Here is a 25,403-nt window from a genome sequence, read left to right on the forward strand (position 1 = left end):
GGGTTTACCCCGTGGCCGCCTTGCGGGCGCTGGCGAAGGCGCGCATTTCATCCAGCAGGCGTTCCACGCCTCCCGGCACCACCACCCGGTCTCCCCGCAGAAGGCTGGCCTCCAGCTCCTGACAGGCGCCCTTGAGGCCCTCCAGTCGGCAAACGCTGGCCGCACCGTTCAGCTTGTGCACCCGTTGCCTCAGCTCTTCCAGACGACCGGCTCGATAGGCTGATTGGATATCCCGCCTGTGTTCGTCCAGCTCGGCCAACAACATGCCACGCAACTCCGCCAACAGGTCGCGACGCCGGGTGCTGTCCCCGTGGGGGCGTGCCGGTGGCTTACCGCCGGCCAGCACCACCGGGGGTGCTACGGTGTCCAGTACGGCAATGATTTGGTCCTCGCTGACCGGTTTCACCAAGCATCGCTCGATGCCGTAGCGCTGCAGATCGGCGCCATCACCCAACAACACATTGGCGGTCAGGGCGATAATGCGCGGACGGTTGTCGCCAAGGCGCGTGATGGCACGGCTCGCTTCCTCGCCGCTCATGCCGGGCATGTGCAGATCCATGAAGATCAGATCGAAAGGCTGCTCGCGGGCGATGGCCACGGCGGTCTCGCCATCCGCTGCCTGCATTGCCCGAACGCCATGCAGCCCCAGCACACTGGACACCAGGCGTCGATTGATCTCGTTATCGTCCACCACCAGCACCCGAAGCCGATCGTAACGGCGGGGCGCGGGCAGGGGGGGGATTGGGCTATGGGCCGGCTCCGGCGGTTGGGCGCCACTGAGCCGGCACAGCTCCCGATAGAGGGTCTGGCGGCGGGTGGCCTTGGTCAGGGCGGCGCGCGCGCCCTGCTGGTAGAGGCCGCGCAGCTCTTGGCGGTCCACGGTACTGGCGAGTACCACCAGGGGGGTGCGTAGATTTTCGTCGCGATCCAGTATGCCGCGCAGCATGCGGTTGTTCAGATCGCTGCGCCGCAGGCCGAGCAGGGCCAGGTCCCAATTGCCGCTCGCCAGGCGCACGGCGAATTGATGCCAGTCGACCTGCTCGTGGACCTGCATGTCCCAGCCTTCGAGCACATGACGCAGGGCCAGTCGGGACAAGGGCTCCTCATCGAGCAGCAGCACGCGCTTGCCCGTCAGCGGGTTGTCCGCGCCGGACTCGGTATCCTGCTCGGGCTTTCGTTGCTTCAGGCAGCGTAGCGTAAACCAGAAGGTGGAGCCCTGCCCCGGCCTGCTCTCCAGGTGAATTTCGCCGCCCATGTGCTCCACCAGCTTGCGGGAGATGATCAGCCCCAGCCCGGCGCCGCCGAAGCGCCGGGTGATGGAGGTGTCAGCCTGGCTGAAGGCCCGGAAGAGCTTTGCCTGATCGCTGTCGTTCAGGCCGATGCCGGTGTCTGTGACGGCGATTCGCAGCAGACTGTCTTCCCTGCCATCCTCCTCCAGCATGACCCGTACCACCACGCGCCCGGCGGGGGTGAACTTGATGGCGTTGTGCACCAGATTGGTGAGGATCTGGCGCACGCGTATGGGGTCACCGTAGAGCTTCAACGGCACATCGGCATAGATCAGGTGCAGCAGCTCCAGGCTTTTGCCGTAGGCGGTAGGGGCCAGCAGGGAGAGGACTTCCTCCACGCAATCGCGCAGATCGAAGGCCACGTTGTCGATGACCAGCTTGCCTGCCTCGATCTTGGAGAAATCCAGTATGTCGTTGACGATGGCCAGCAGATTCGCGCAGGACTGCTTGATGGTGTGAACGTGGTCGCTCTGTTCGTCGTCCAGGCTGGTGTGGCGCAGCAGATCGGCGAAACCGAGAATGCCGTTGATGGGGGTACGGATCTCGTGGCTCATGTTGGCCAGGAATTCGGATTTCACCTGGCTCGCCTCCAAGGCGCGCTTGCGCGCCTGATCCAGCTCCTCGTTCTGGGTCTCCACCGCCTGCAGGGTATTGCGTAGCTCCCGCGTGGTGCGCTCCACTTGCTGTTGCAACAGCTGGCGTCGCCCGCTCATGGCTTTGGTGCTGTCGTTGATCGCCTGCTCCAGCTCCCCCAGCCGGCCGGATGAGCGCAGCCGCAGCGGCGTGTCGAACTGGCCGCGTCCCAGCCTCAGCACCGCCCGGCGTATATCGTCGAGCACCTGGTCGATGAGCGCGTCCACCAACATGGCTAAAATCCCGCTCATGCCTATCACCACGGCGACGGAGGCAAGGGCGAGCAACAGCAGGTTCACGTAAGGCCCGGCGATATCCTCGGCATTCAGGGTGAGGCTGAGCCGGGCAAGACGGACCCGGCTCAAGCGGTCGGAAACCGGGTCGAACACCGCTTCAGGCGGTCGGGTGACGGAGAGGCTGATCGTACGATAGTTCTTCGGCAGCGCCCAGGTGGCCAGGCGTTGGCGCCAGCCGGACTCGCCGGTTCTCGCATCCCACTCGGCCAGCCGACGGCCGTCGGGGCGATAAAGGCCCAGCGTTTGTATCTCCGCCATGCGGCTGGCCCGCGCACGCCAGTCCTGCTCCCAACCACCCTCCGGCTCGCGGTTCAGATGTGTCGCGGCATCAGCGGCCAGCGAGCCCGCCAGCGCGCGGGTACGCTCCAGGCTCTCCACACGCAGCTCCTGCAGCTGCGGCCCAAGCAGATACCCCAGCGCCAAAAGGGCCGCCAGCAGCCCCGGCAGCAGCGCCAATACGGCCAGATGTTTTCGGATACCCCAATACAATCCCTGTCCCCCGAAGCGCGCGGTGTGGAAACCCGCCTTCTGTCCCTGTCCGGTTTTGCTTAAACTGCGCCCATGAAGTACCCAACCATAGAAGATTTCGTGGGCAATACGCCACTGGTTCGCCTGCAACGATTGGGCCAGCACCGGCCCAATGACGTGTTGCTGAAGCTCGAAGGCAATAATCCGGCCGGATCCGTCAAGGATAGACCGGCGCTGGGCATGATCAAGCACGCCGAGGAGCGCGGCGAGATCCGCCCCGGCGATACCCTGATCGAAGCTACCAGCGGCAATACCGGAATCGCGCTTGCCATGGCGGCCGCCATACGCGGCTACCGCATGGTCCTGATCATGCCCGACAACATGAGCGAGGAACGCCGCGCGGCGATGAAGGCCTACGGCGCCGAACTGCTCCTGGTGCCGCAAAGCGGCGGGATGGAGCAGGCCCGGGATCTGGCCCTGGAGATGCAGGGCAGGGGCGAGGGACGGGTGCTGGACCAGTTCGCCAACCCCGACAACCCGCGCGCTCATTACGATGGCACCGGCCCGGAGCTTTGGCGCCAGACCGGCGGTCGGATTACCCATTTCGTCAGCTCCATGGGCACCACCGGCACCATCATGGGGGTGTCACAGTATCTGAAGGAGCAGAATCCGGATATACAAATCGTCGGCGTGCAGCCGGCGGACGGGGCCAGTATCCCCGGCATACGGCGCTGGCCCGAGGCCTATCTGCCGAAGATCTACGAGGCCTCGCGCATCGATCAGGTACTGGAGGTGGATCAGGCCACCGCCGAGGAGCACACCCGCTTGCTGGCCGCGCGGGAGGGGGTCTTCGCCGGAGTGTCCTCCGGCGGCGCCGCCGCCGTGGCCCTGCACCTGTCGGAAGAGCTGGAGAACGCCACCATCGTCAGCATCGTCTGCGACCGGGGCGATCGTTACCTGAGCACCGGTGTGTTCCCGGGCTGAGCTCGGGTGCGCCCGACAACACTATGAATATCTTTGTCTTCGATATAGAAACCGTGCCCGATGTGGCCGGCGGGCGGCGCCTGTACGGCCTGGACGAGGCGCTGGATGACAACGCGGCGGCGGAAGCCATGTTTGCCCTGCGCCGCCAGCAAAGCGGCGGCTCCGACTTTCTGCGCCTGCACCTGCACCGGGTGGTGGCCATATCCATCGCCGCGCGCATGGGCGAGCGCTTCAAGGTCTGGTCCCTGGGTGAACCGGAGGAGGCGGAGGCCTCCCTGATCGAACGCTTCTTCGACGGCGTGGAGCGCTACACACCCACCCTGGTGTCCTGGAACGGCAGCGGCTTCGATCTGCCGGTGCTCCATTACCGGGCGTTGCACCACGGCATCAGCGCACCGCGTTACTGGGAAAACGGGGACGGCGATCGGGAATTCCGCTTCAACAATTATCAGAACCGTTTCCACGACCGCCACACCGACCTGATGGACGTGCTGGCCTGTTTCAACGGCCGTGCCGCCGCGCCCCTGGACCAGCTCGCCAGCCTGTGCGGCTTTCCCGGCAAGATGGGCATGAGCGGCGGCAAGGTCTGGGAGGCCTTCCAGGCCGGCGAGATCGGCCGGATTCGGGATTACTGCGAGACCGATGTATTGAATACCTATCTGTTGTATCTGCGCTTCCAGCTCATGCGCGGCACGCTGGACGCGACGGGCTATGAGCTCGAATGCGAGCGGGTGCGCGACAGCCTGCGCGCCGAGGGCAAGCCGCATCTGGACACCTTCCTCAAGACCTGGCAGAGCGGAGTGGACGCATGAGCCGCCGCCGTCGTAACCGTCTGCCCCAGGAACCGGTGGAGGCGCTCACCGAGAAGCTCAGCCACGAAGGCCGGGGACTGGCCCATGTGGACGGCAAGCCGGTGTTCATCCATGGGGCGTTGGCCGGCGAGCGGGTGATGTTCCAATACACCAAGCGCCGCCGCGGCGTGGCCGACGGCAAGCTGCTGGAGGTGCTGGAGGCCGCCCCCGATCGCATAGAGCCCCGCTGCCCGCACTTCGGCCTGTGCGGCGGCTGTAGCCTGCAGCAGCTCACCCCCGAGGACCAGATCGCCTTCAAACAATCGGTGCTGCTGGAGCAGTTCCGGCAGATCGGCGGCGTGGAGCCCGAGCGCGTGTTGGCACCGCTCACCGGCCCGGTGTGGGGCTATCGGGGCAAAGCCCGGTTGGCGGCCAGGTACGTGGCCGGCAAGGGGGATCGGGTGCTGGTGGGCTTTCGGGAAAAGCACAGCCCCTACGTGGCGGATCTGTCCATCTGCCATGTGCTGGACCCCCGGGTCGGGGAGTGCCTGCCGGCGCTGGCGGAACTGATCGGCGGGCTGAGCGTGTACCGGGCGGTGCCGCAGATCGAGGTGGCCGTGGCCGACAACGCCGTGGCGCTGGTATTTCGCAATCTGGAGCCGTTCACCGAGGCGGATCTGCAGCGGCTGAGCGAATTCGGCCAGGCCCATGGTTTCCGTATCTACCAGCAGCCGGGCAATGAGAGCAGCATCGCCCCGGTGTGGCCCGCCGAGCCGGAATCGCTGTACTACCGCATCCCCGACTACGATGTGGAAGTGCGCTTTCGCCCCTCCGACTTCACCCAGGTGAATCAGCACATCAATCAGCGGATGATCGCGCGGGCCCTGGAACTGCTCGCACCCAGCGCCGACTCGCGGGTGCTGGACCTGTTCTGCGGGCTGGGCAATTTCACCATGCCGCTCGCCCGTGTGGCAGGGCAGGTCACCGGGGTGGAGGGGGCCGAGGAACTGGTGGCCCGGGCCCGGGAGAACGCGGCGCACAATGGTTTGAGCAACGTGGACTACCACGTGGCGAACCTGATGCACGATCAGACCGACGCCGCCTGGCTCAAGGGCGACTACGATCGGGTGTTGCTGGATCCGCCGCGCAGCGGCGCGCTGGAGATGATCCCCCATATCGCGAAGCTGGGCGCCGAGCGCATCGTCTACGTGTCCTGCGGCCCGGCGACCCTGGCCCGGGACGCGGGCCTGCTGGTGAAGGAATTCGGCTACCAGCTGCGTGCCGCCGGCGTGATGGACATGTTCCCCCACACGGCGCATGTGGAGAGCATTGCTCTGTTCGAGCGTTGAAAAAGCGCGAGCCAAAGGAGGCGTTCATGTCCCGTCGTTTTCAGATCATCCAGCGCGAACCCGTGTTTCAGGGGTTTTTCCGGGTCGATCGTTACACGCTGCGCCATGCGCTGTTCGAGGGCGGCATGAGCGGCGAGTTTCACCGCGAGGTATTCGAGCGCGGGCACTCGGCGGGGGTATTGCTGTATGACCCGGAGCGGGACCTGGTGGTGCTCACCGAACAATTCCGGGTGGGGGCGGTGGACGCTCCCCTGGGGCCGTGGTTGCTGGAAGTGGTCGCCGGCATGATCGAGCCCGGAGAGAGCGCGGAAGACGTGGCGCGGCGAGAGGCGCAGGAAGAGGCCGGTTGTACCGTGCAGGAGCTGATTCCGCTGTTCGATTATCTGGTCAGCCCTGGCGGCACCAGCGAGCGCACGGCCCTGTTCGTGGGCCGGGTGGATGCGAAAGGTGTGGGCGGGGTATACGGCCTGCCGGAAGAGGACGAGGATATTCAGGTTCACGTGCTGCCGCTGGACGAGGCCCTGGCGATGATCGAGAGCGGCGGCATCAACGCCGCCATGCCCATTCTCGCCCTGCAATGGCTGGCCTTGAACCGGGATCGGGTACGCCGGCAGTGGGGCGCGGCTGAGGCGGATGCCACCGAGGCCCTATTCGGGCAGCCGCTCGACCCGTAACCACCAGCGCTGCTGGCGCTCGGAGGCTTGCCGGGTGGACAGGCGCCGGTGGCCGTTACGGTGGCTCTCGGTGGCCTCCCAGGCACCGAGCGGCAGCCATTCCCCCAGCTCCCCCGAGACGCTGCTGAGCAATTCCATGCCCTCGGCGCCCCCCCGGGGCGCGGGCTCTGCTGCTGTACCAGAATGTCCACCCGGACACGACTGCCCTGCAGGCGGGGCAGGGCGTGAAAGCCATCGCGCAGCTCCAGGTAATGCACCCGCTCATCCACACCCGTGCCGTGCCGGCCCACCAGCACCGTGCGCTCGCGCACCGGCAGGCTGATGGCCTGGGCGATGCGCACCGGGCGCCCATCCAGCCCCCGCACGCTTTGCGTGGTGGTAGCGCTGCTGGCCTGGGTGTCGCGGTAGATCCGCACCTGCCCACTGGCCCCCTCGTGGGAGTGGATATGCCCGCGGGCCTTGAAACCGCGGTTCTGCCTGTGCCCAGCCTCGCCGCGGCGCAGGCTGATGCGCAGGCTGGTGGGGGCGGTATCCAGTTCCGCCACCAGCGCTTCCAGACGCGCCAGCGTGTCGGGCGCGCCCTGCAGTATCAGGCTGTGGCCCCGGCCGCTGAGTTGGGTGGTCCCGTCCAGATGGGGTCGCAGCAGGGGCAGGATCTCCTCGGCGCTGTGGTAGTTCAGCGTCAGGTGGCTGATGCGGCTTTCCTCGGCGAAGGCCGGGGCGAGAAGCAGGCAGAGCAGCAGGGCGGGGAGGTGTTTCACAGGTGCAGCCGTCGCAGGTTCGGGTCGGCGACGCTGGCATCCCAGTAGCGCTGGAACTCCTCGCCGAGCTCCACGGCGCGCGCGGGTGAGTCCCGCTCGGCAATCCCCTCGGGCCGGTCGCCGCTCTCACGGCGGATGTAGCCGCGCCGGTCCACGATCAGCAGCGCATCGTTGACTGCCTGGTGCTCCGGGCCGAGCAGACGGATTTCCATGAAGCTGCTCAGCCGCCGGGCCAATTCCACCAGGCTGTGGCCTTCCTTGATCGCTCGGGTGCTGTCCTGGAGCAGGATGCGCACCTGCGCCCGGCGCGAGCCGGTGCACAGATCTCGCAGGGCCTGGCGTACCGGTTCGCGGTCGAGCAGGGCGGGCTCCAGGTCGCGGCTGAGCAGGTCCACGCTCAGCCGCGCCCCTTGCAGCAGTTCATCGGTGGCCTCGCGCAGGGCGCCCAGGCTGTCCAGGCGCCGCGGACCTTGGTCGGTCTGGATGTCGCTCATGCCCTGCAGTCTAGACCGCTTTGGCGCGCTCCGCCGCATTGCCCACATAGCCCCAGGGCCGCAGGGCCTTGAGTTCCCCGCGCACGGCCTCCGGCAGCTCCAGGCTGTCCACGAAGCGCTCCAGCCCGGCCTGGTCCAGGCGCTTGCCCCGGGTCAGCTCCTTGAGCTTCTCGTAGGCACCCTCCATGCCATAGCGGCGCATCACCGTCTGAATGGGCTCAGCCAGCACTTCCCAGTTCGCGTCCAGGTCGGCGTGCAGTCGCTCGGCGTTCACATCCAGTTTGCCGATGCCCTTTTGCAGGGCTTGCAGGGAGATCACCACATGGGCGAGGCCCACGCCCAGATTGCGCAGTACGGTGGAATCGGTGAGATCCCGCTGCCAGCGGCTGATGGGCAGCTTGCGGGCCAGATGCTCCAGCAGCGCGTTGGCGATGCCCAGATTGCCCTCGGCGTTCTCGAAGTCGATGGGATTGACCTTGTGGGGCATGGTGGAGCTGCCCACTTCGCCGGCCACCACCCGCTGCTTGAAGTAGCCCACCGAGATATAGCCCCACACATCCCGGGCGAAATCGATGAGCACGGTGTTCAGCCGCGCGAAGGCATCGAACAGCTCGGCGATGTAGTCATGGGGCTCGATCTGGGTGGTGTAGGGGTTCGAGTCCAGGCCCAGGCTCTCGACGAAGCGCTGACCCAGCGCCGGCCAATCCAGCTCCGGGTAGGCGCTCAGGTGCGCATTGAAGTTGCCCACCGCGCCGTTGATCTTGCCGAAGATCGGCACCGCGGCGATCTGGGCGCGCTGGCGTTGCAGGCGGTAGACCACGTTGGCGATTTCCTTGCCCAGGGTGGTGGGGGAGGCGGGCTGGCCGTGGGTGCGCGAGAGCATGGGCTGCTCGGCCTGCTCATGGGCCATGGCGCGCAGGCTGTCGATGAGTTCGTCGATCAACGGCAACAGCACCTGGTCCCGGGCGCTTTTCAGCATCAGGCCGTGGGAGAGGTTGTTGATGTCTTCCGAGGTGCAGGCGAAATGCACGAATTCCACATGAGCCTTGAGCTCCTCGGATTCCGCCAGACGCTGTTTGAGGAAGTACTCCACCGCCTTCACGTCATGGTTGGTGGTGCGCTCGATGGTCTTCACCCGCTCGGCGGCAGCCACGTCGAACTCCGCCAGGATCCGCTCCAGATGCGCATCGGCCTCCGCGGACAGGGCCGGCAGCTCGCTGATCCGCGGCTCGGCGGCCAGAGCCTGCAGCCAACGCACTTCCACCTCGGTGCGGAAGCGAATCAGGCCGTACTCGCTGAAGATCGGCTGCAGGGCCGCGGCCTTGTCGCCATAACGGCCGTCTACGGGTGCGATGGCGGTAAGCCGGGTCAGATCCATGGTGTGTTCCTCTAGAGCATGGGCGTATGGAGTACGCGCAAGGGGCGCAACGGCGCGGATTGTAAAGGATATGCGCTACATTTTCCTGATACGGTTGGGTCAGGATGAACCCACAGGAGAGGCCCGATGAGCGAGCAGGACTTCCGCATCGAATCCGACAGCATGGGTGAGCTGAAGGTGCCCGCCGGCGCCCTGTACGGCGCCCAGACCCAGCGCGCGGTGGAGAACTTCCCCATCAGCGGCCAGCCCATGCCCCGGCGCTTCATCGCCGCCCTGGGGCTGGTGAAGGCCTGCGCGGCACGGGCCAACCGGGAGCTTGGCGGGCTGGGCGGCGAGCAGGCCGACGCCATCATCCGTGCCGCGGAAGCCATCGCCGCCGGTAATCACCATGAACACTTTCCGGTGGATGTCTTCCAGACCGGCTCCGGCACCAGCAGCAATATGAACGCCAACGAGGTGATTGCCCATCTGGTGGCCGCCGAGGGCCGCACGAAGGTGCATGCCAACGATCACGTCAACATGAGCCAGAGCAGCAACGATGTGATCCCCACCACCTTGCACGTAAGTGCGGCCATGGCCCTGCACGAGGAACTGCTGCCGGCGCTGGCCGAGCTGGAGGCGACCATCCGCCGGCGCGCGAAGGAGCTCGCCACGGTGGTGAAGACCGGCCGCACGCACCTGATGGACGCCATGCCGCTGACCCTGGGCCAGGAATTGGGTGCCTGGGCCACCCAGATCGCCCAAGCCCGGGCGCGGCTGCAGGACACCGCGCCGCGGCTGTGGCTGTTGGCCCAGGGCGGCACCGCCGTGGGCACCGGGATCAATGCGCCGGCCGGGTTCGGCCAGCGGGTGGCGGCGGCTCTGGCGGAACGCACGGGGATCGCCTTCGAAGCCGCGCCGGATGCCTTCGAGCGGCTCGCGAGCCAGGACACCGCCGCGGAGCTCTCCGGCCAGCTGCGCGCCCTGGCCACCGCGCTCATCAAGATCAGCAACGATTTGCGCTGGATGAACAGTGGTCCGCTGGCCGGCCTGGGCGAAATCGCGCTGCCCGCGCTGCAGCCGGGCAGCAGCATCATGCCCGGCAAGGTGAACCCGGTGATCCCCGAGGCCGTCGCCATGGCGGGGGCGCAGGTAATGGGCAACGACGCCGCCATCGCCGTCGCGGCCCAAAGCGGAAACTTCCAGCTGAACGTGATGTTGCCGCTGATAGCTCACAACCTGCTGCAGAGCCTCGAGCTGCTGGCCAATGCCTCGCGGCTGCTGGGCGAGCGCGTCATTGCCGGCTTCGAAGTGCGCCATGAACAGTTGGATCAGGCGCTGTCGCGCAATCCCATCCTGGTGACGGCGTTGAACACGGTGATCGGCTATGACCAGGCGGCCGCTATCGCCAAGCAGGCCTATGCCGATGGCCGGCCCATACTCGAGGTGGCGCGGGAGCTCACGGGGCTGGACGAGAGCAGGCTGCGGGCGCTGCTGGACCCGGCACAACTCACCCGGGGAGGCATCCCGGGCCGCTGAGCCGCGCCTTGGCGGTGAAGCCGCCAGGCGCTCAGAGACCCACGGGGGTTGGTCCGCATCTCCCTATTGCTGGTTGTAGCGTGCGAACAGCTGCACCAGGCCATCGGGCGCCTGGGTATCCAGATACAGCCAGTCCAGGCGGTAATCCACCGGCTTGTCCAGCAGCGGCCCCTCGACGATGCTGCTGAAGGGCGCGCCGCCGATGATCCGGCTCACGGTGGTGAGGAAGAGGCTGTTCACCACGCCATCGGCCATCAGGCTGTGCAGCACGTAGGGGCCGGTGACGCAATAGGCGTTGTGATAGGCCAGATCCGCCAGCGCGCGCATCAATTCACTACCGGACACCGCCGCCCCGCGGCCTATGGCGTGGACTTCCGCGCCTTGTTCCCGTAGTCGGCGGGCCCTTGCTTCATCATGCCGCGCGCCGGTGAAGACCTGCACGCGGCGGCCCTGGTCCAGCAATTCCCGGGGTACCGGGAAATCCAGGCTGGCGCTCATGATCGCCACGTCCGGCTGGGGTGGACGACCCTGTTGGGCGCGCCACAGCCGCAGGTCCGCGTATTCCCGCTCGCCACCGATGGGCAGTACGTCCTGAGCGCTGCCTTCCTCCAGATCCCGCAGGTAACGCCCGCTGGTGATCAGCACATCGGCATGGGCCGCCAGCTCCTGGAACAAGCGCCAGTCGCGGCGGTTCGCCACGGTCTCGGGCACCCGCAGGCCGCCGTCGCTGGCGGGTGCGGCGATGCGCCCATCCAAACTGGTGACGTAATTGGCGTAGCAGAACAGGCCCTGCCAGCCCGCCGGGCGCAGCGCCTTGCCCAGATAACAGCCCTGCAGGGCTTCGCTGGCGGCGGGCAGGGGGTAGAGTCTTTGCAACATGGGGGTCTCCGGTCGATGGTCAGATGCTGCCGGCTGCGCTAGCATAAGCCGGCGCGATGGACAGGGGGAGTCATTATGGGAGTACAGGGACACATGATCGATGTGGTGCTGGTCGACGACCACCAGCTCGTACGCAGTGGCATACGCCGCATACTCGACGAGGCCGAGGGAATCCAGGTCATCGCCGAGGCCGCCTCCGGGGAGGAAGCCCTCAAGCTGGTGCGTGAGCATCACCCCACCGTGGTGCTGATGGATGTGAACATGCCGGGTATCGGTGGGCTGGAAGCTACCCGCAAGCTGCTGCGCATCGACGAGAACCTGAAGATTATCGCCCTGACCGTGCACGTGGACGAGCCTTACCCGTCCCGCTTGCTGGAGGCCGGCGCCGCCGGCTACCTGACCAAGGGTTGCGATGAGCAGGAAATCATCGGCGCGATACGCGCCGTGGCCCGCGGCGAGCGCTACATCGGCGCCGACATCGCCCGGCAGATGGCGCTGTCCAATCTCAACGGCAATTCCCGCAATCCCTTCGATAAGCTCTCCCAGCGGGAGGTGCAGGTGATGATGATGATCACCCAGGGCGTGAAGGTGCAGGAAATCTCCGACACCCTCTGCCTGAGCCCCAAGACGGTGAGCACCTACCGCTACCGCCTTTACGAGAAACTGGGCGTGCAGAACGATGTCGAGCTCACGCACCTGGCCATACGCCACGACATGATCGACCAGCTGCGCTGAGGCGCTCGCGCGCCCGCTGGCGCCGTCCCCGGAGTCCATGACCGAGCAAACGCCCCCCCCCGACACCTTCGATGCCCGCGCCTTCCTGCGCACCGCCCCCGATGGGCCCGGCGTGTACCGCATGCTCAATGCCGAGGGCGAAATCCTCTACGTGGGCAAGGCGCGCAACCTGCGCCGACGCTTGTCCAGCTACTTCGTCGGCTCCCGCCAGCAGGGCAAGACCGCGGTGCTGGTGCGTCAGATCCGCGCGGTAGAGCTCACCCTCACGCATACCGAAGCCGAGGCGCTGATCCTCGAGAACAACCTGATCAAGCGCCACAAGCCCCGCTACAACGTGCTGCTGCGGGACGACAAGAGCTACCCCTACATCTATCTGTCCAGCAAGCAGCGCTTTCCCCGCCTGGCCACCCATCGCGGCGCGCGCCGGGCCGAAGGGCGTTATTTCGGCCCATACCCCAACGCCCGCGCGGTGCGGGAAACCCTCAACCACCTGCAGAAGGTCTTCCCGGTGCGCCAGTGCGAGGACAGCTTCTTCGCCAACCGCACCCGGCCCTGCCTGCAGTATCAGATCAAGCGCTGCACCGCACCCTGCGTGGACTTCATCAGCCCCGAGGCCTATCGCGAGGACGTGCGCCACGCCGAGATGTTCCTGGAAGGCAAGAGCGACGAGGTGATCCAGGAGCTGGTCCGGCAGATGGAGCGCCACGCGGAGCGGCGCCACTTCGAGCAGGCCGCTCAGTTGCGCGACCGGATCGCGGCGCTACGCAGCATCCAGGAGCGTCAGTACATCATCGGCGCCAAGGGGGATCTGGACGTGGTGGCCTGTGTCGCCGCCGGCGGGCAGGCCTGCGTGCAGGTGTTCTTCTTCCGCGCCGGCCACAATCTGGGCAACAAGAGCTACTTCCCCCGCGCGCCGGCCGACATGGAGGAGGCCGACCTGCTGGCCGCCTTCCTGGCCCAGTACTACCTGGGCAAGCGTGTGCCCAAGGAGCTGATCATCAGTCACCCGATCGCCGAGAAGGGGCTGTTGGAAGAAGCTCTGAGCCGGGAGAACGGTCACAAGGTCAGCATCAGCCATGCGCTGCGCGGCGAACGCCGGCGCTGGCTGGCCATGGCCCGGGAGAACGCGGTGCACGCCCTGCAGGCGCGCCATGCCGATCGGGCCAGCATGCTCAAGCGCTTCGAGGCCTTGCAGGACGCGCTGGCGCTGGATGAGCTCCCCGAGCGCATCGAGTGCTTCGATATCAGCCACACCCGAGGCGAGGCCACGGTGGCGTCCTGCGTGGTGTTCAACCGTGAAGGCGCGTTGAAGTCCGACTACCGGCGCTTCAACATAGAGGGCATAGCCGCGGGCGATGACTACGCCGCCATGCGCCAGGCCCTGACTCGGCGCTATACCCGGTTGAAGAGCGGGGAGGGCGTGATGCCCGATCTGCTGCTGGTGGACGGCGGCAAGGGGCAGCTGCGCCAGGCACGGGAGGTGCTCGAGGAACTGCAGGTGGAGGGCCTGGCCGTCCTCGGGATTGCCAAGGGGCCGGAGCGCCGGCCGGGGGAGGAAACCCTTTTCCTGCTCGGGCGGGAAGGGGAGGTGCAGCTGCCGCCGAACTCCCCGGCCTTGCATCTGTTGCAGCAGGTCCGCGATGAGGCACATCGTTTCGCCATCACCGGGCATCGGGCCCGGCGGGGCAGAAAGCGCACGGAATCGGCACTAGAGAGCATCCCGGGGCTGGGGCCGAAGCGTCGTGCCAGTTTGTTGAAGCAGTTCGGCGGCCTGCAAGCGGTTTCCCGAGCGGGGGTGGAGGACCTGGCCCGGGTGCCGGGCCTGAGTCGCACCCTGGCGCAGAAAATCTACGACGTCTTCCACAGCGAGTGAGCCCATGCCCTGGAATGTACCCATTGCCTTGACCCTGACGCGCATTGTCTTCATTCCGGTGTTCGGGCTGCTGTTCCTGCTGGAGGCAAGCTGGGCGAACCTGGCCACCACCGCGATCTTCGGCCTGGCGGCCATCACGGATTGGCTGGATGGCTATCTGGCCCGACGCTGGAACCAGACCTCGGCCTTCGGGGCCTTTCTGGACCCGGTGGCGGACAAGCTGATGGTGGCCGTGGCGCTGGTGGCGCTGGTTGAATTGAACCCCTCGGCCTGGATGGCGGTGCCCGCCGCCGTGATCATCGGCCGGGAAATCGCCGTTTCCGCGCTGCGGGAATGGATGGCGGAGCTGGGCCAGCGGGCCAGCGTGGCGGTAGGGCAGGTGGGCAAGATCAAGACCACCGCGCAGATGGCGGCCATCCTGATCCTGCTGTTCAATCAGGATCTGGGGCCGATACCCCTGCAACTGATCGGCATGCTGCTGATTTACGTGGCCGCCGCGTTGACCCTGTACTCCATGGTCGTGTATTTACGGGCCGCCTGGGTGTTTCTCAGCCCGCAACGCCCTTGAACATGAATTTGGCGCAAGGGCTTGACAGCTTCGCTGGGGGCCGTAGAATACACGCCCATCAACGACGCAGCGGGAATAGCTCAGTTGGTAGAGCACAACCTTGCCAAGGTTGGGGTCGCGAGTTCGAGTCTCGTTTCCCGCTCCAAATAAAGACAAGGCCCCGGTTTTTCCGGGGTTTTGTCGTTCAGGGGAATGGTTTCGCCTGAAATCTCGCCAAGGTGCCCGCGGGCTGATATTATTCAGTCCTCAACGCACTCGACCGGCTAGGTGGCAGAGTGGTTATGCAGCGGCCTGCAAAGCCGTGTACGTCGGTTCGATTCCGGCCCTAGCCTCCATTATTCGTTCCTGACTCCGCGCCCGCCCGGGTGGCGAAACTGGTAGACGCAAGGGTACCTAGAAAGCACTGCGAACGGCTTTCCATCCGGACATGGGGCCTCAGCAGGCGCTCTGGTTTCTTTTGCTGCCCACGTATCCACACATGGTGAGGTTTGTCTTGCCACCACATGGAATGTGGCGCGTCATAAGGCCTGGTTGCCTCCTTTTGCGAACCGGATGCACCCCTGTATAGCGGGCCGGTGGTTAGGGGCAGTTGCAGGCATAGGGAGAGGGGAGCCGCCACCCTTTGGTAATCTCCGTAGTCCCGTTCTTGCTTCACCCGGGCGAGCTCCTGCTTGAGCCGAGCAAGCTCTTGGTCACGCGGGTTTCCAAGCCCAGGAAAATCCGACGCAACGGCGACGTCCATCTCCCGCCGCCAACGCTTGAACGATCCGGTGCCGATCCCGAAATCGCGGGTCACTTGCTCATGCGCACGCCTTGTACTCTATGCTGAATCGTCTGCGCTTGGCTGCAACACTCCTCGCGGCCTATGATGGACCTTTTTAGAAGTGCCTGTAGCCACGGGGTAGAATCCGACTGCCCCCGCTACGAATAAGATCCCCAATCGGGAAGTGCGTGCGGTGATATGCAGCTATCCGTGGGGCAAGGCTACTCTTCGTCCGGAGCGACGAAGTGTGCCGGGAAGCGCAGCGCGCAACCGATGGGTCACATAGGAAAAGAAAGTGGATAAAACGTACGACAAGGCCATACGTTTTCTCGAGGAGTTCCGAAAGTTGGACAGCGAGATGCCGCTACAAATGGCTGTCGCCTTCATGCTGATCGTGAACTACGAGGGTCTGACCATGAAAGAGCTGTGCGAACGGCTGGGCATATCACAGTCCAGCACCAGCAGAAACGTGGCGGCGCTCTCGAAGTATCACCGTCTAAACCGCCCAGGACTCGACCTCGTGCGTGCGACGGAAGACCCTATGGAGCGGCGTCGAAAGCTCGTTCACCTCACTTCGAAGGGACGTCGGGTTGCTGAATCATTGAAGGCCCTTCTTGAGGCCTGATGAGGGGCCGCCGCCTTGGGCTTGGTGCTCGGGGCGGGATTTGAACCCGCACGGCTAAAAGCCAGGGCATTTTAAGTGCCCAATGTCTACCAGTTCCATCACCCGAGCTAACCTAGCCCGATTCAACCAGAAACCTACTGGTTGATGCAATGCCGGTGCTCACTAAAGGGCACGGCTACCAAGCCACGGCCACCATCAAGGCGCGCTAGAGGGATTCCTTCCGCTCCAGAGCAAAAACTGAGGCATGGTAGATGCAGGCCAAAACAGCACTCCTTCGTGGCGAGCTGGCATCCGCGAGCGAAGGAGGGCGAAGCTATGAGACCGAACCTCATACCGGGGGTTATCAACTAGCAGCGCATCGGCGACATGACCCTCCTGTTCGAGTCGCGAGGCCTGTCCAACCGCACTAACAACCGCCCTCTGTCGTCGTTGAGCGAGATGCTGAGCTTTGCCGCGGACCATGGATTCATCATCAACTAAGGTGGAGATCGAGCGGAGGAAGGAATCGGAGCACCGCATCAGGTACCTCGCAGAAGACGAGGAAATGAGCCGCTGGCGTTCCTCAGGTACACCAGCCAGCCTGGCTTGGCCTGCCTTCTTGGCTATTGAGGTTGACACCGGGATGCGGATGGGTGGCATCCGGCGCGTCTATCCCAGACACCCTAGCTTCGGTCGTGCGTCCATCTGATAGAACAAGAGCGACCGGTCCCGCTCGCCTCCCCTCGCTGTCCGCATTGAGGAGGCCTTCAAGATGAGGGCAGGGGCCGCCCCGATCAGAGAATATTCCAGGTGGTGGACTCATTGTTGAATCCGTCATTATTGGAACCAAACCCGCCGCCGAATGGGGTTGATTCGCGATCCGTAATTCGTGCCCCACGGAATTGGCCACAACATCTGTTCCAAGCTGGTTTAAAAGGGCGTGGATAGTAAATCCACGCGGTACGTCTCCCCCGGCATTAAACGAGGGGAACAGAAAATCCCTCGGCCGCATGGCCGTGCCGGTTCGAGTCCGGCCCCGGGCACCAGTCCCCCGCATGCCGCCCCTCGGTTGCCAGCGTGACGCCGATTGCGCACAATTCCGTGAGAATCTCACGGAGAACAAGAACAATGGCCTACCAGGGCAAACCGATACACGCGGAGTGGAGCAGCTCGTTCGCTTTCATCCTGGCCGCCACGGGTTCCGCCGTGGGGCTGGGCAATATCTGGAAGTTTCCCTATATCGCCGGTGAGAACGGTGGCGGCGCCTTCGTGCTGGTGTATCTCGCCTGTATCGCGGTGATCGGTATCCCGGTGATGATGGCCGAGACCATGCTCGGCCGACGCTCCCGGCAAAGTCCCATCAACGGCCTCGCGAGTCTCGCCGACCAGGAAAACCTTTCTCGGCGTTGGAGTGGGCTGGGCTGGCTGGGGGTTGCCGCCGGTTTCCTGATCCTGTCTTTCTACAGCGTGGTGGCGGGCTGGGCCGTTGCCTATGTGTTCAAGATGGCGGCGGGTACTTTCACGGGTATGGAAGGACCGGCGGTGGACGCGGTGTTCGGCGCCATGCTTGCTCAGTGGCATGTCGTGCTGGGCTGGCACACGCTGTTCATGGTGCTGTGTTTTCTGGTGGTGGCCCGCGGCATACGCTCGGGTATCGAGCAGGCTGTGCGGGTGCTGATGCCTCTGCTGTTTCTGCTGCTCTTGCTGCTGGTGGCCTATGCTTACCACTTGGGCGATTTCGGCCGCGGCCTGAGCTTCATGTTCACCGCTGATTTCAGCGCCCTGAGCGGCGAGGCCATGCTGGTGGCTCTGGGCCATGCCTTCTTCACCCTGAGTCTGGGTATGGGGGCGATCATGGTGTACGGCTCCTATCTGCCCCGGCGCGCCTCCATTGCCGGCACCACCTTTCTGATTGCCGGTGCGGATACGCTGGTGGCGCTGCTCTCGGGGCTCGCGATTTTCCCGATCGTCTTCGCTACCGGTTTGGAAGCCAGCGCCGGGCCCGGCCTGCTGTTCCAGACGCTCCCCTATGTGTTCGGGCAGATGCCCGCCGGCGCTTTCTTCGGCACGCTGTTCTTCCTGCTGGTGAGTTTCGCGGCCCTGACCTCGGGGCTGTCCCTGTTGGAGCCGGCGGTGGCCTATCTGGTGGAGAACCGGGACTGGAGCCGACGGAAGGCCACGGCGGTGCTCACCTTCAGCATCTGGGCGCTGGGTCTGTGCAGCGTGTTCTCTTTGAACCTGCTCGCCGATTTCTATCCCCTGGGTTTCATCGAGCCGCTGGAGGACAAGACTCTGTTCGATCTGTTCGATGGGCTTTCCTCCAACATCATGCTGCCCCTGGGCGGGCTGCTGATCGCGCTCTTCGCGGGCTGGCGCATGCACCAGGCCTCCAGCCGGGACGAGTTGGCCATGGGGCGGGGTTACCGGGTCTGGCGCTTCATCGTGCGCTACGTGTCGCCGGTGCTGATTGCTCTTGTGTTGGCCTATGGGCTGGGGTTGTTCCAGGCGATCGGGCTGCTCTGACCGCTTAACCTGGCTGGAGCCTCGAGTCCGCCTGCGGCCGCATCACGGCCAGGTTGATAAAAGGTTCTTCGCCCTTTAGCGGGAAAGCGGCGTCTTAGGGAGCGGGCCCTGTCACGAGGATTGTGGTGCTGGTGCCGGTTCCGGGGTGGGTGCCGGTTCCGGGGTGGGTGCGGCCTGGGGCGGCCCACGATTTGGCCCGGCTACGCCGGGCTCCCCTGCGCTTCTCGCCGGAAAGGGGCGGGTTGCAAACTCGCTTCGCTCAAACAGGCAACCCGCTTTTCCCTTTCCGGCTGCGATGCTCGGCTGCATCGACGTCCGCCCCAGACCGCACCCACCCCGGAACCCCATCTGTCGGCGCAAGCTCCACCCCAGAAGCCGGGAGAAGAACGCTCGCGCCGTCGCAAAGCGACAGCGTGATCTCTCTTTGTTGCACTCTGGATCGAGAAGCAGCCACCCGGACACGGCGGCAGCCGCCGAGGCCCAAGCGTGAGCTCCCATACTGCCCGGGTCGCCGGAAAAGCATTGGTGGTTCCCTTCCAGCCCGCGATGAACCAAGCAAAAACGGCGCCTTGGGGTGCCGTTTCTTAATCCGCCCGAGGCGCGAGGCCTCAGGGTTCGTAGCGGCGGAAGATCAGGCTGGCGTTGGTGCCGCCGAAGCCGAAGCTGTTCGACATCACCGCGTTCAGGCCGGCATTGTCCTTGCGCTCGCGCACGATGGGCATGCCCTCGGCCGCCGGATCCAGATTGTCCACATTGGCGGAGGCCGCGAGGAAATCCTGCTCCAGCATCAGGAGGCTGTAGATGGCCTCCTGCACGCCGGCCGCGCCCAGGGAGTGGCCCGTGAGGCTCTTGGTGGAGCTGATCGCGGGGGCCTGGTCACCGAAGACTTCGCGAATCGCGCCCAGTTCGGCCAGATCCCCCACCGGGGTGCTGGTGCCGTGGGCGTTGATGTAGTCCACGTCCACACCGGCCATGTCCATGGCCTGGCGCATGCAGCGGGCTGCACCTTCGCCGGAGGGGGCCACCATGTCGTAGCCGTCGGAGGTGGCGCCGTAGCCCACCAGCTCCGCGTGGATATGGGCACCGCGGGCCAGCGCCGAATCCAGCGATTCGATGACCAGCATGCCGCCGCCGCCGGCGATGACGAAGCCGTCCCGGTCCTTGTCGTAGGCGCGGGACGCCTTTTCGGGGGCATCGTTGTAGCTGGTGGACAGCGCGCCCATGGCATCGAAGAGCATGCTCATGGACCAGTGCTCTTCCTCGCCACCGCCGGCGAAGACGATGTCCTGCTTGCCCAGCTGGATCTGCTCCATGGCATTGCCGATGCAATGCGCGCTGGTGGCGCAGGCGGAGGTGATGGAGTAGTTCACGCCCTGGATCTTGAAGGGCGTGGCCAGGCAGGCCGAGACGGTGCTGGCCATGGTCTTGGGCACGCCGTAAGGGCCGATCTTGCGCACACCGCGGTTACGCAAGGTGTCGGCGGCGGCCACCAGGCTGCCGGTGGAGCCACCGCCGGAGCCGGCGATCAGGCCGGTGCGAGGGTGGGATACCTGCTCTTCGGTGAGCCCCGCATCGGCAATGGCCTGGTCCATGGCGATATAGGCATAGGCCGCGGCATCACCCATGAAACGGCGCACCTTGCGCGGAATCAGTTCATCCACGTCCAGATCCACCACGCCGGCCACCTGGCTGCGCAACCCCATTTCGACGTAATCCGGCTTGTGACGTATGCCGGAACGGCCATCTCGCAGCGATGTGAGCACGCTGGCCTTGTCATTGCCCAAGCAGGAAACGATGCCGATCCCCGTGACTACAACTCGACGCACCTTCTATCCTCCCGCAATACCGGCCTTGGGCCGTTGATGCTTGCTCAACCGCCCGCGAGGGCGGAGGTGTCCTTGAACAGGCCGACCTTCAGATCGGCCGCGGTGTAAATCTGCTGCCCGTCCACTTCCAGGCTGCCGTCGGCGATGCCCATGATCAGGCGACGACGGATCAGTCGCTTGAGCTGCAGCTTGTAGGTCACCACCTTGGCTTCGGGCAGTACCTGGCCGAAGAATTTCACTTCGCCGCAGCCCAGGGCACGGCCCTTGCCGGTACCGCCCGTCCAGCCGAGGAAGAAGCCCACCAGCTGCCAGAGCGCGTCCAGGCCCAGGCAGCCCGGCATCACCGGGTCGCCGGGGAAGTGGCAACCGAAGAACCACAGATCCGGTTTGACGTCCAACTCGGCGATGATCTGGCCCTTGCCGTAGTCGCCGCCTTCTTCGCTGATGTGGGTGATGCGGTCGAACATCAGCATATTGGGCACGGGCAACTGGGGGTTGCCGGGGCCGAAGAGTTCGCCGTAACCGCACTTGAGCAGTTCTTCCCGGGTGAAGCTGTTCTGATTTGTCATCGAGGTATCCAGTCGTTCTCACTGTCGCCGTGGCGGCGTTGTATCGGCGGGCATCTTACTGGAAGGCAGGCGGGGCGTCACGCCACCGGCGAGGCTGATCGATGTCTGCTCAAGTCGGGGCATCAACGGTCCGGATCATCCATCGGATACAGCTCGACGATGTGATCCTCCAGCGCCGAGGGACTGACCCGCTCCTCGGAAATAATCTGCCCGCGGACCGAAATGCCAGCCTCGTGCACGCTCTCCGCGCGTCCCGAGACCAGCGGGTGCCACCAGGCCAGGCCCCGACCCTCCGCCACGCGCCGGTAGCCGCAGCTCGCAGGCAGCCAGTGGAAGGCACCCACATTGTCGACGCTCAGCTGGGTGCAATCGGGCACATGGCGCTTGCGTTCCCCGTAGTTGCTGCAGCGGCAGCTGTGAGTGTCCAGCAGCTTGCAAGCGACACGCGTGACATACACCTCGCCGCTGTCGTCGTCCTCCAGCTTGTGCAGACAACAACGCCCGCAACCGTCGCAGAGGGACTCCCATTGCTCGGCGCTCATTTGCGCCAGGGTCAGTGTTTCCCAAAAAGGCCTGCTCAAGGCGTTCCCTCCGGGTCGTGTGGACGGGTATTGTATCGTTGACTGTGCGCTCTTTGGCAGCCCGACCGCCGGCCTTATGCTGGTATGGACGGGTCCAACAACTTACACAAGCCGGGAAAGCATGCCGTTCATCATTCTTCGCCGACTGTTGCCGATCCTGCTGCTCCTGCTGCCGCCGGCCCTGTTGGCGGACACCTTGAATGAGACCGCGCGCCAACGTCAGCAGTTCCTGGAACTCTACGAGGCGCTGGGGCGCCGGGAGACGGTTGGTGATGCGCGCCTGGAAGCCCTCCGCGACTATCCGCTGCATCCCTATCTGGAATACCGACAGCTGCGAAACCGCCTCTGGGAGCTCGACACCGCCCGAGTGGAGGCCTTCCTCGAAGAAAATGCGGATTTGCCCCTGGCCTACTGGCTGCGGCGTGACTGGTTGGAGATCCTCGGCAAGCAGGGCCGCTGGGAGCCATTCCGGCGACATTACCGCAGCGGGGAGGGGGCGGCGCTCGATTGCTACGCCCTGCGCGCGCGGCGGGCCAAGGGCGGGGTAGACGAGGACTGGATAGAGCGGGCGCTGGTTCTCTGGACTGTGGGCCGCTCCCAGCCCGACGCCTGCGACCCGGTATTCGCGCTACTGTACGAACGTGACCTGATCAGTCCGGAGCGGCGCTGGCAACGGATCCAGGCCGCCATGCGGCACCGCCAACACGGTCTTGCCCGCTACCTTGCCCGGGGTTTGCCCGCTGACCAACAGCCGTGGGTGAAGCATTGGCTGCGCGTGCGCCAGGCTCCCCAGCGCAGCTTGCGCCGCCCCGGCTTCGATGTGGCGCACCCTCGCGGCCAGCAGATCATTGGCGACGCCATCGAGTCCCTGGCCAGACGGGACCGGCCTGGCGCCCGACACTGGTTGGAGCAGTACGCCGAGCGTCTGCATCCGGCGCAGCGTGCCGGATTACAGCGCGAAATTGCCTTGCGCGCCGCCTACAGCCGTGAGGAGCAGGCGCTGGATTGGCTCTATCAGCTGCCCGAGGCGGTGGTGGACCGCACCGTGCTGCTGTGGCGTGCGAAGATGAATCGTGCGGCCCGGGACTGGGCCGGCTTGCTACAGGCCATAGACCAGCTGCCCGCGGTACTCGCGAACCAATCCGAATGGCTCTATTGGAAGGGGCATGCGCTGGTTCTCACCGGAGAGGCTGAAACCGGCCGGCTGCTGTTGGGCGATCTGGCCCGTGAGCGCAGCTACTACGGATTCCTGGCCGCCGACGCATTGCGGTTGCCCTACAGTTTCAACGACCGGAGCCCTGCGGCGGAACCCGCGGAGCTGGCGGAGTTGGCGAGCCGCCCCGGCTTTCGGCGTGCCGCCGAACTGCGCGCACTCGGTCTGCTGCGAGATGCACGCCGGGAATGGCAGGCGGCGGTGATCCCGCTGGAGCGGGAACAGCAGGCTCTGGCGGCGCAGCTTGCGGCCTATTGGAACTGGCATGATCGGGCCATCTTCACCGCCAACAGGGCGGGTCTGCACGATGCTCTGGCGCTGCGTTTTCCCACCCCCTTCCCGGCGCAGGTGCGCCAGCACGCCGGTGCCAATGCGCTGGATCCGGCGTTGGCCTACGCCCTGATGCGCAAGGAGAGCGCCTTCTCCCCCGATGCCGTGTCGCCGGTGGGTGCGCGCGGCCTGATGCAGGTGATGCCCAGCACCGCCCGTGCGGTGGCACGGCGGATTCGCCAGCCACTGAGCGGTTCCTCGGCGTTGCTGGATGCGGAGATCAATATGCGCCTGGGCAGCGCCTATCTGCGCGAGGTGCTGGACCGCTTCAATGGCAACCCCATCCTCGCCGCGGCCGCCTACAACGCAGGGCCGCACCGGGTGGAGGACTGGCTGGCGCGCAATCCGGACCAGCCGGCGGCGCTGTGGATAGAGAACATCAGTTACGCCGAGACCCGAGATTACGTGAAGAGCCTGCTGGCCTTCGCCGTGGTGTTCGACTGGCGGCTCACCGGCGAGCCCCGGCGCATCAGCGAGCGAATGACCCAGGGCGGCGCCGACCCGGAAGGGGCTCCTTTTCGCCTGGCCCATGAGCTGACCCCGCCGCCGGCCGCCGTCATTCCCACGCTCTAGGGGGAGGGGTTTCGCGGCAGATCGGTCAATTCGTTATACTGCGCGCCCTGTCGGCCACCGCGCGAAACCGTTCCACACCATGAGCTCGCTCTCACAGCAAATCCGCCGACGGCGCACCTTTGCGATCATCTCGCATCCGGACGCCGGCAAGACCACCGTCACCGAGAAACTGCTGCTCTACGGGGGGGCGATCAAGCTCGCGGGTACGGTCAAGGCGCGCAAGTCCAAGGCCCATGCCACCTCCGACTGGATGGAACTGGAGAAGCAGCGCGGCATTTCGGTGACCTCCTCGGTGATGCAGTTCCCGTACAAGGACTGCATCATCAATCTGCTGGATACGCCTGGCCATGAGGATTTCTCCGAGGACACCTACCGCACGCTTACCGCGGTGGACTCGGCGCTGATGGTGATCGACAGTGCCAGGGGTGTGGAGGACCGCACCATCAAGCTGATGGAGGTCTGCCGCCTGCGCGATACCCCCATCATCACCTTCATCAACAAGCTGGACCGGGAAGGCCGCGACCCGATGGAGGTGATGGACGAGGTGGAGCAGGTGCTGAAGATCCGCTGCGCCCCGATCACCTGGCCCATCGGCATGGGCAAGTCCTTCAAGGGCGTGTACCACTTGCGCCACGACCGCATCCACCTGTTCAGCGCCACGCATGGCGGCCGGATCCAGGAGGGCGAGGTCATCGAGGGCCTGGAGGATCCGCGCCTGAGTGACCTGCTCGGTGAGCGCGCCGCGGAGCTGCGCGAGGAGATCGAGCTGATCCGTGAGGCCAGTAACCCCTTCGACCAGCAGGCCTACCTCGCCGGCAAGCTTACCCCGGTGTTCTTCGGCTCGGCGATCAACAATTTCGGCATTCGCGAGCTGCTGGACAGTTTCGTGGAGAACGCACCGCCCCCCCAGCCCCGCGCCACCGCCAGCCGGGAGGTGGAGCCGGATGAGGAAGCCTTCAGCGGTTTCGTGTTCAAGATCCAGGCCAACATGGACCCCAATCACCGGGACCGCATTGCCTTCCTGCGGGTCTGTTCGGGCCATTACCAAAAGGGCATGAAGGCGCGGCACGTGCGTGTCGGCAAGGACGTGCGGCTCGCCAACGCCATCACCTTCATGGCCAGTGAACGCGATCAGGTGGAGGACGCCTACGCCGGCGACATCATCGGCCTGCACAACCACGGCACCATCCAGATCGGTGACACCTTCACCGAGGGAGAGGCGCTGAAGTTTACCGGCATCCCCAATTTCGCCCCCGAGCTTTTCCGCCGCGCGGTGCTCAAGGACCCCATGCGCCTCAAGGCGTTGCACAAAGGTATAGAGCAGCTGTGCGAGGAGGGTGCTTCGCAGTTGCTGCGCCCGCTCAACAGCAATGACGTGATCGTGGGCGCGGTGGGTGTGCTGCAGTTCGACGTGGTCGCCTTTCGGCTCAAGCACGAATACAAGGTCGATTGCATCTTCGAACCGGTGAATGTCAGCACCGCTCGCTGGGTGGACAGCGAGGACCCGCAGAAACTGGAGGAGTTCCGCCGCAAGGCCAGTGACAACCTGGCCCTGGATGTGGCGGGTAATCTGACCTACCTGGCCCCATCACGGGTGAATCTGCAACTCGCCGAAGAGCGCTGGCCGGAAATCCGCTTCCATTCCACCCGCGAGCACTGATGCTGGTGGGGCCGGCGCCCGGCCCCATCAGCCGCGGGGCGTGCTGCGCCGCGCCATTCACTTCGCGGCCT

Annotated in this window: 19 protein-coding genes, 3 tRNA genes and 1 pseudogene; 14 read left to right on the forward strand and 9 right to left on the reverse strand. The window is 65.4% G+C overall.

The window, feature by feature from the left end:
* Positions 1-4 precede the first annotated feature (4 nt).
* Positions 5-2,674, reverse strand: coding sequence for an ATP-binding protein (locus tag GBG68_RS03640; protein ID WP_152145244.1), 2,670 nt, complete (start codon positions 2,672-2,674; stop codon positions 5-7).
* A gap of 105 nt (positions 2,675-2,779) precedes the next feature.
* On the opposite strand from GBG68_RS03640, the gene cysM reads away from it, so the two are divergent.
* Genes cysM through nudF form a run of 4 tightly spaced genes read left to right on the forward strand, consistent with a single transcriptional unit; the run spans position 2,780 to position 6,484 of the window.
* A complete protein-coding gene (gene cysM / locus GBG68_RS03645; RefSeq protein ID WP_152145246.1) occupies positions 2,780-3,670 on the forward strand; it encodes a cysteine synthase CysM in 891 nt (296 codons plus the stop codon).
* Positions 3,671-3,693: 23 nt separating this feature from the next.
* A complete protein-coding gene (locus GBG68_RS03650; protein WP_152145248.1) occupies positions 3,694-4,482 on the forward strand; it encodes a 3'-5' exonuclease in 789 nt (262 codons plus the stop codon).
* On the forward strand, positions 4,479-5,810 hold the full coding sequence (gene rlmD, locus GBG68_RS03655; RefSeq protein WP_152145250.1) for a 23S rRNA (uracil(1939)-C(5))-methyltransferase RlmD: 1,332 nt from the start codon (positions 4,479-4,481) through the stop codon (positions 5,808-5,810). The genes GBG68_RS03650 and rlmD overlap by 4 nt, the downstream gene beginning before the upstream one ends.
* A gap of 26 nt (positions 5,811-5,836) precedes the next feature.
* Complete coding sequence (gene nudF / locus GBG68_RS03660) at positions 5,837-6,484, forward strand: ADP-ribose diphosphatase (RefSeq protein WP_152145252.1); 648 nt, start codon at positions 5,837-5,839, stop codon at positions 6,482-6,484.
* A 533-nt stretch (positions 6,485-7,017) separates the two neighbouring features.
* On the opposite strand, the pseudogene GBG68_RS14705 reads toward nudF, so the two are convergent.
* From GBG68_RS14705 to purB, 3 genes and pseudogenes are all read right to left on the reverse strand, one after another.
* Positions 7,018-7,245 (reverse strand): annotated as a pseudogene (locus GBG68_RS14705) (hypothetical protein); the annotation flags it as partial.
* On the reverse strand, positions 7,242-7,739 hold the full coding sequence (locus tag GBG68_RS03665) for a hypothetical protein (protein WP_152145254.1): 498 nt from the start codon (positions 7,737-7,739) through the stop codon (positions 7,242-7,244). The gene GBG68_RS03665 and the pseudogene GBG68_RS14705, both read right to left, overlap by 4 nt.
* Before the next feature lie 10 nt (positions 7,740-7,749).
* On the reverse strand, positions 7,750-9,117 hold the full coding sequence (purB, locus tag GBG68_RS03670) for an adenylosuccinate lyase (RefSeq protein WP_152145256.1): 1,368 nt from the start codon (positions 9,115-9,117) through the stop codon (positions 7,750-7,752).
* A gap of 126 nt (positions 9,118-9,243) precedes the next feature.
* Here purB and GBG68_RS03675 point away from each other — a divergent pair, with 126 nt between their 5' ends.
* Positions 9,244-10,635 (forward strand): class II fumarate hydratase, encoded by a 1,392-nt coding sequence (locus GBG68_RS03675; RefSeq protein WP_152145258.1) that lies wholly within the window; start codon positions 9,244-9,246, stop codon positions 10,633-10,635.
* A 63-nt stretch (positions 10,636-10,698) separates the two neighbouring features.
* Here GBG68_RS03675 and GBG68_RS03680 read toward each other — a convergent pair whose 3' ends face one another.
* Entirely contained in the window at positions 10,699-11,514 is an 816-nt protein-coding gene (locus tag GBG68_RS03680) for a RibD family protein (protein WP_226801606.1), read from the reverse strand.
* A gap of 93 nt (positions 11,515-11,607) precedes the next feature.
* Here GBG68_RS03680 and uvrY point away from each other — a divergent pair, with 93 nt between their 5' ends.
* The 6 genes from uvrY (at position 11,608) to GBG68_RS03715 (ending at position 16,078) form a co-directional block, all read left to right on the forward strand.
* On the forward strand, positions 11,608-12,249 hold the full coding sequence (gene uvrY / locus GBG68_RS03685) for a UvrY/SirA/GacA family response regulator transcription factor (RefSeq protein WP_152145508.1): 642 nt from the start codon (positions 11,608-11,610) through the stop codon (positions 12,247-12,249).
* Positions 12,250-12,286: 37 nt separating this feature from the next.
* Positions 12,287-14,122 carry an excinuclease ABC subunit UvrC gene (gene uvrC, locus GBG68_RS03690; RefSeq protein WP_152145260.1) on the forward strand — a complete coding sequence of 612 codons (1,836 nt, stop codon included), beginning with the start codon at positions 12,287-12,289 and terminating at the stop codon, positions 14,120-14,122.
* 4 nt (positions 14,123-14,126) lie between these two features.
* Complete coding sequence (gene pgsA / locus GBG68_RS03695) at positions 14,127-14,690, forward strand: CDP-diacylglycerol--glycerol-3-phosphate 3-phosphatidyltransferase (RefSeq protein WP_152145262.1); 564 nt, start codon at positions 14,127-14,129, stop codon at positions 14,688-14,690.
* Positions 14,691-14,759: 69 nt separating this feature from the next.
* A tRNA-Gly gene (locus tag GBG68_RS03700) sits at positions 14,760-14,835 on the forward strand.
* A gap of 116 nt (positions 14,836-14,951) precedes the next feature.
* Positions 14,952-15,025: transfer RNA gene (locus GBG68_RS03705), tRNA-Cys, on the forward strand.
* A gap of 723 nt (positions 15,026-15,748) precedes the next feature.
* The gene (locus tag GBG68_RS03715; protein WP_226801608.1) at positions 15,749-16,078 is read left to right on the forward strand and encodes a MarR family winged helix-turn-helix transcriptional regulator; all 330 of its coding nucleotides are present in this window, start codon (positions 15,749-15,751) and stop codon (positions 16,076-16,078) included.
* A 22-nt stretch (positions 16,079-16,100) separates the two neighbouring features.
* Here GBG68_RS03715 and GBG68_RS03720 read toward each other — a convergent pair.
* Positions 16,101-16,186, reverse strand: a tRNA-Leu gene (locus tag GBG68_RS03720).
* Positions 16,187-17,185: 999 nt separating this feature from the next.
* Between GBG68_RS03720 and GBG68_RS03725 the strand changes: the two genes are divergently transcribed.
* Positions 17,186-18,580, forward strand: coding sequence for a sodium-dependent transporter (locus GBG68_RS03725; RefSeq protein WP_152765426.1), 1,395 nt, complete (start codon positions 17,186-17,188; stop codon positions 18,578-18,580).
* A gap of 608 nt (positions 18,581-19,188) precedes the next feature.
* Here GBG68_RS03725 and fabB read toward each other — a convergent pair.
* From fabB to GBG68_RS03740, 3 genes are all read right to left on the reverse strand, one after another.
* The gene (gene fabB / locus GBG68_RS03730) at positions 19,189-20,406 is read right to left on the reverse strand and encodes a beta-ketoacyl-ACP synthase I (RefSeq protein ID WP_152145266.1); all 1,218 of its coding nucleotides are present in this window, start codon (positions 20,404-20,406) and stop codon (positions 19,189-19,191) included.
* 44 nt (positions 20,407-20,450) lie between these two features.
* On the reverse strand, positions 20,451-20,975 hold the full coding sequence (gene fabA, locus GBG68_RS03735) for a 3-hydroxyacyl-[acyl-carrier-protein] dehydratase FabA (protein ID WP_152145269.1): 525 nt from the start codon (positions 20,973-20,975) through the stop codon (positions 20,451-20,453).
* Positions 20,976-21,097: 122 nt separating this feature from the next.
* Positions 21,098-21,556, reverse strand: coding sequence for a YcgN family cysteine cluster protein (locus GBG68_RS03740; RefSeq protein ID WP_152145271.1), 459 nt, complete (start codon positions 21,554-21,556; stop codon positions 21,098-21,100).
* 121 nt (positions 21,557-21,677) lie between these two features.
* Between GBG68_RS03740 and GBG68_RS03745 the strand changes: the two genes are divergently transcribed.
* Entirely contained in the window at positions 21,678-23,672 is a 1,995-nt protein-coding gene (locus GBG68_RS03745) for a transglycosylase SLT domain-containing protein (RefSeq protein ID WP_193222205.1), read from the forward strand.
* Positions 23,673-23,751: 79 nt separating this feature from the next.
* Positions 23,752-25,332: a peptide chain release factor 3 gene (locus GBG68_RS03750; RefSeq protein ID WP_152145274.1), complete on the forward strand. Its 1,581-nt coding sequence runs from the start codon at positions 23,752-23,754 to the stop codon at positions 25,330-25,332.
* Positions 25,333-25,403: the final 71 nt, after the last annotated feature.

The sequence above is a fragment of the Alkalilimnicola sp. S0819 genome, assembly GCF_009295635.1.
Taxonomy (GTDB): Bacteria; Pseudomonadota; Gammaproteobacteria; order Nitrococcales; family WHIW01; genus S0819.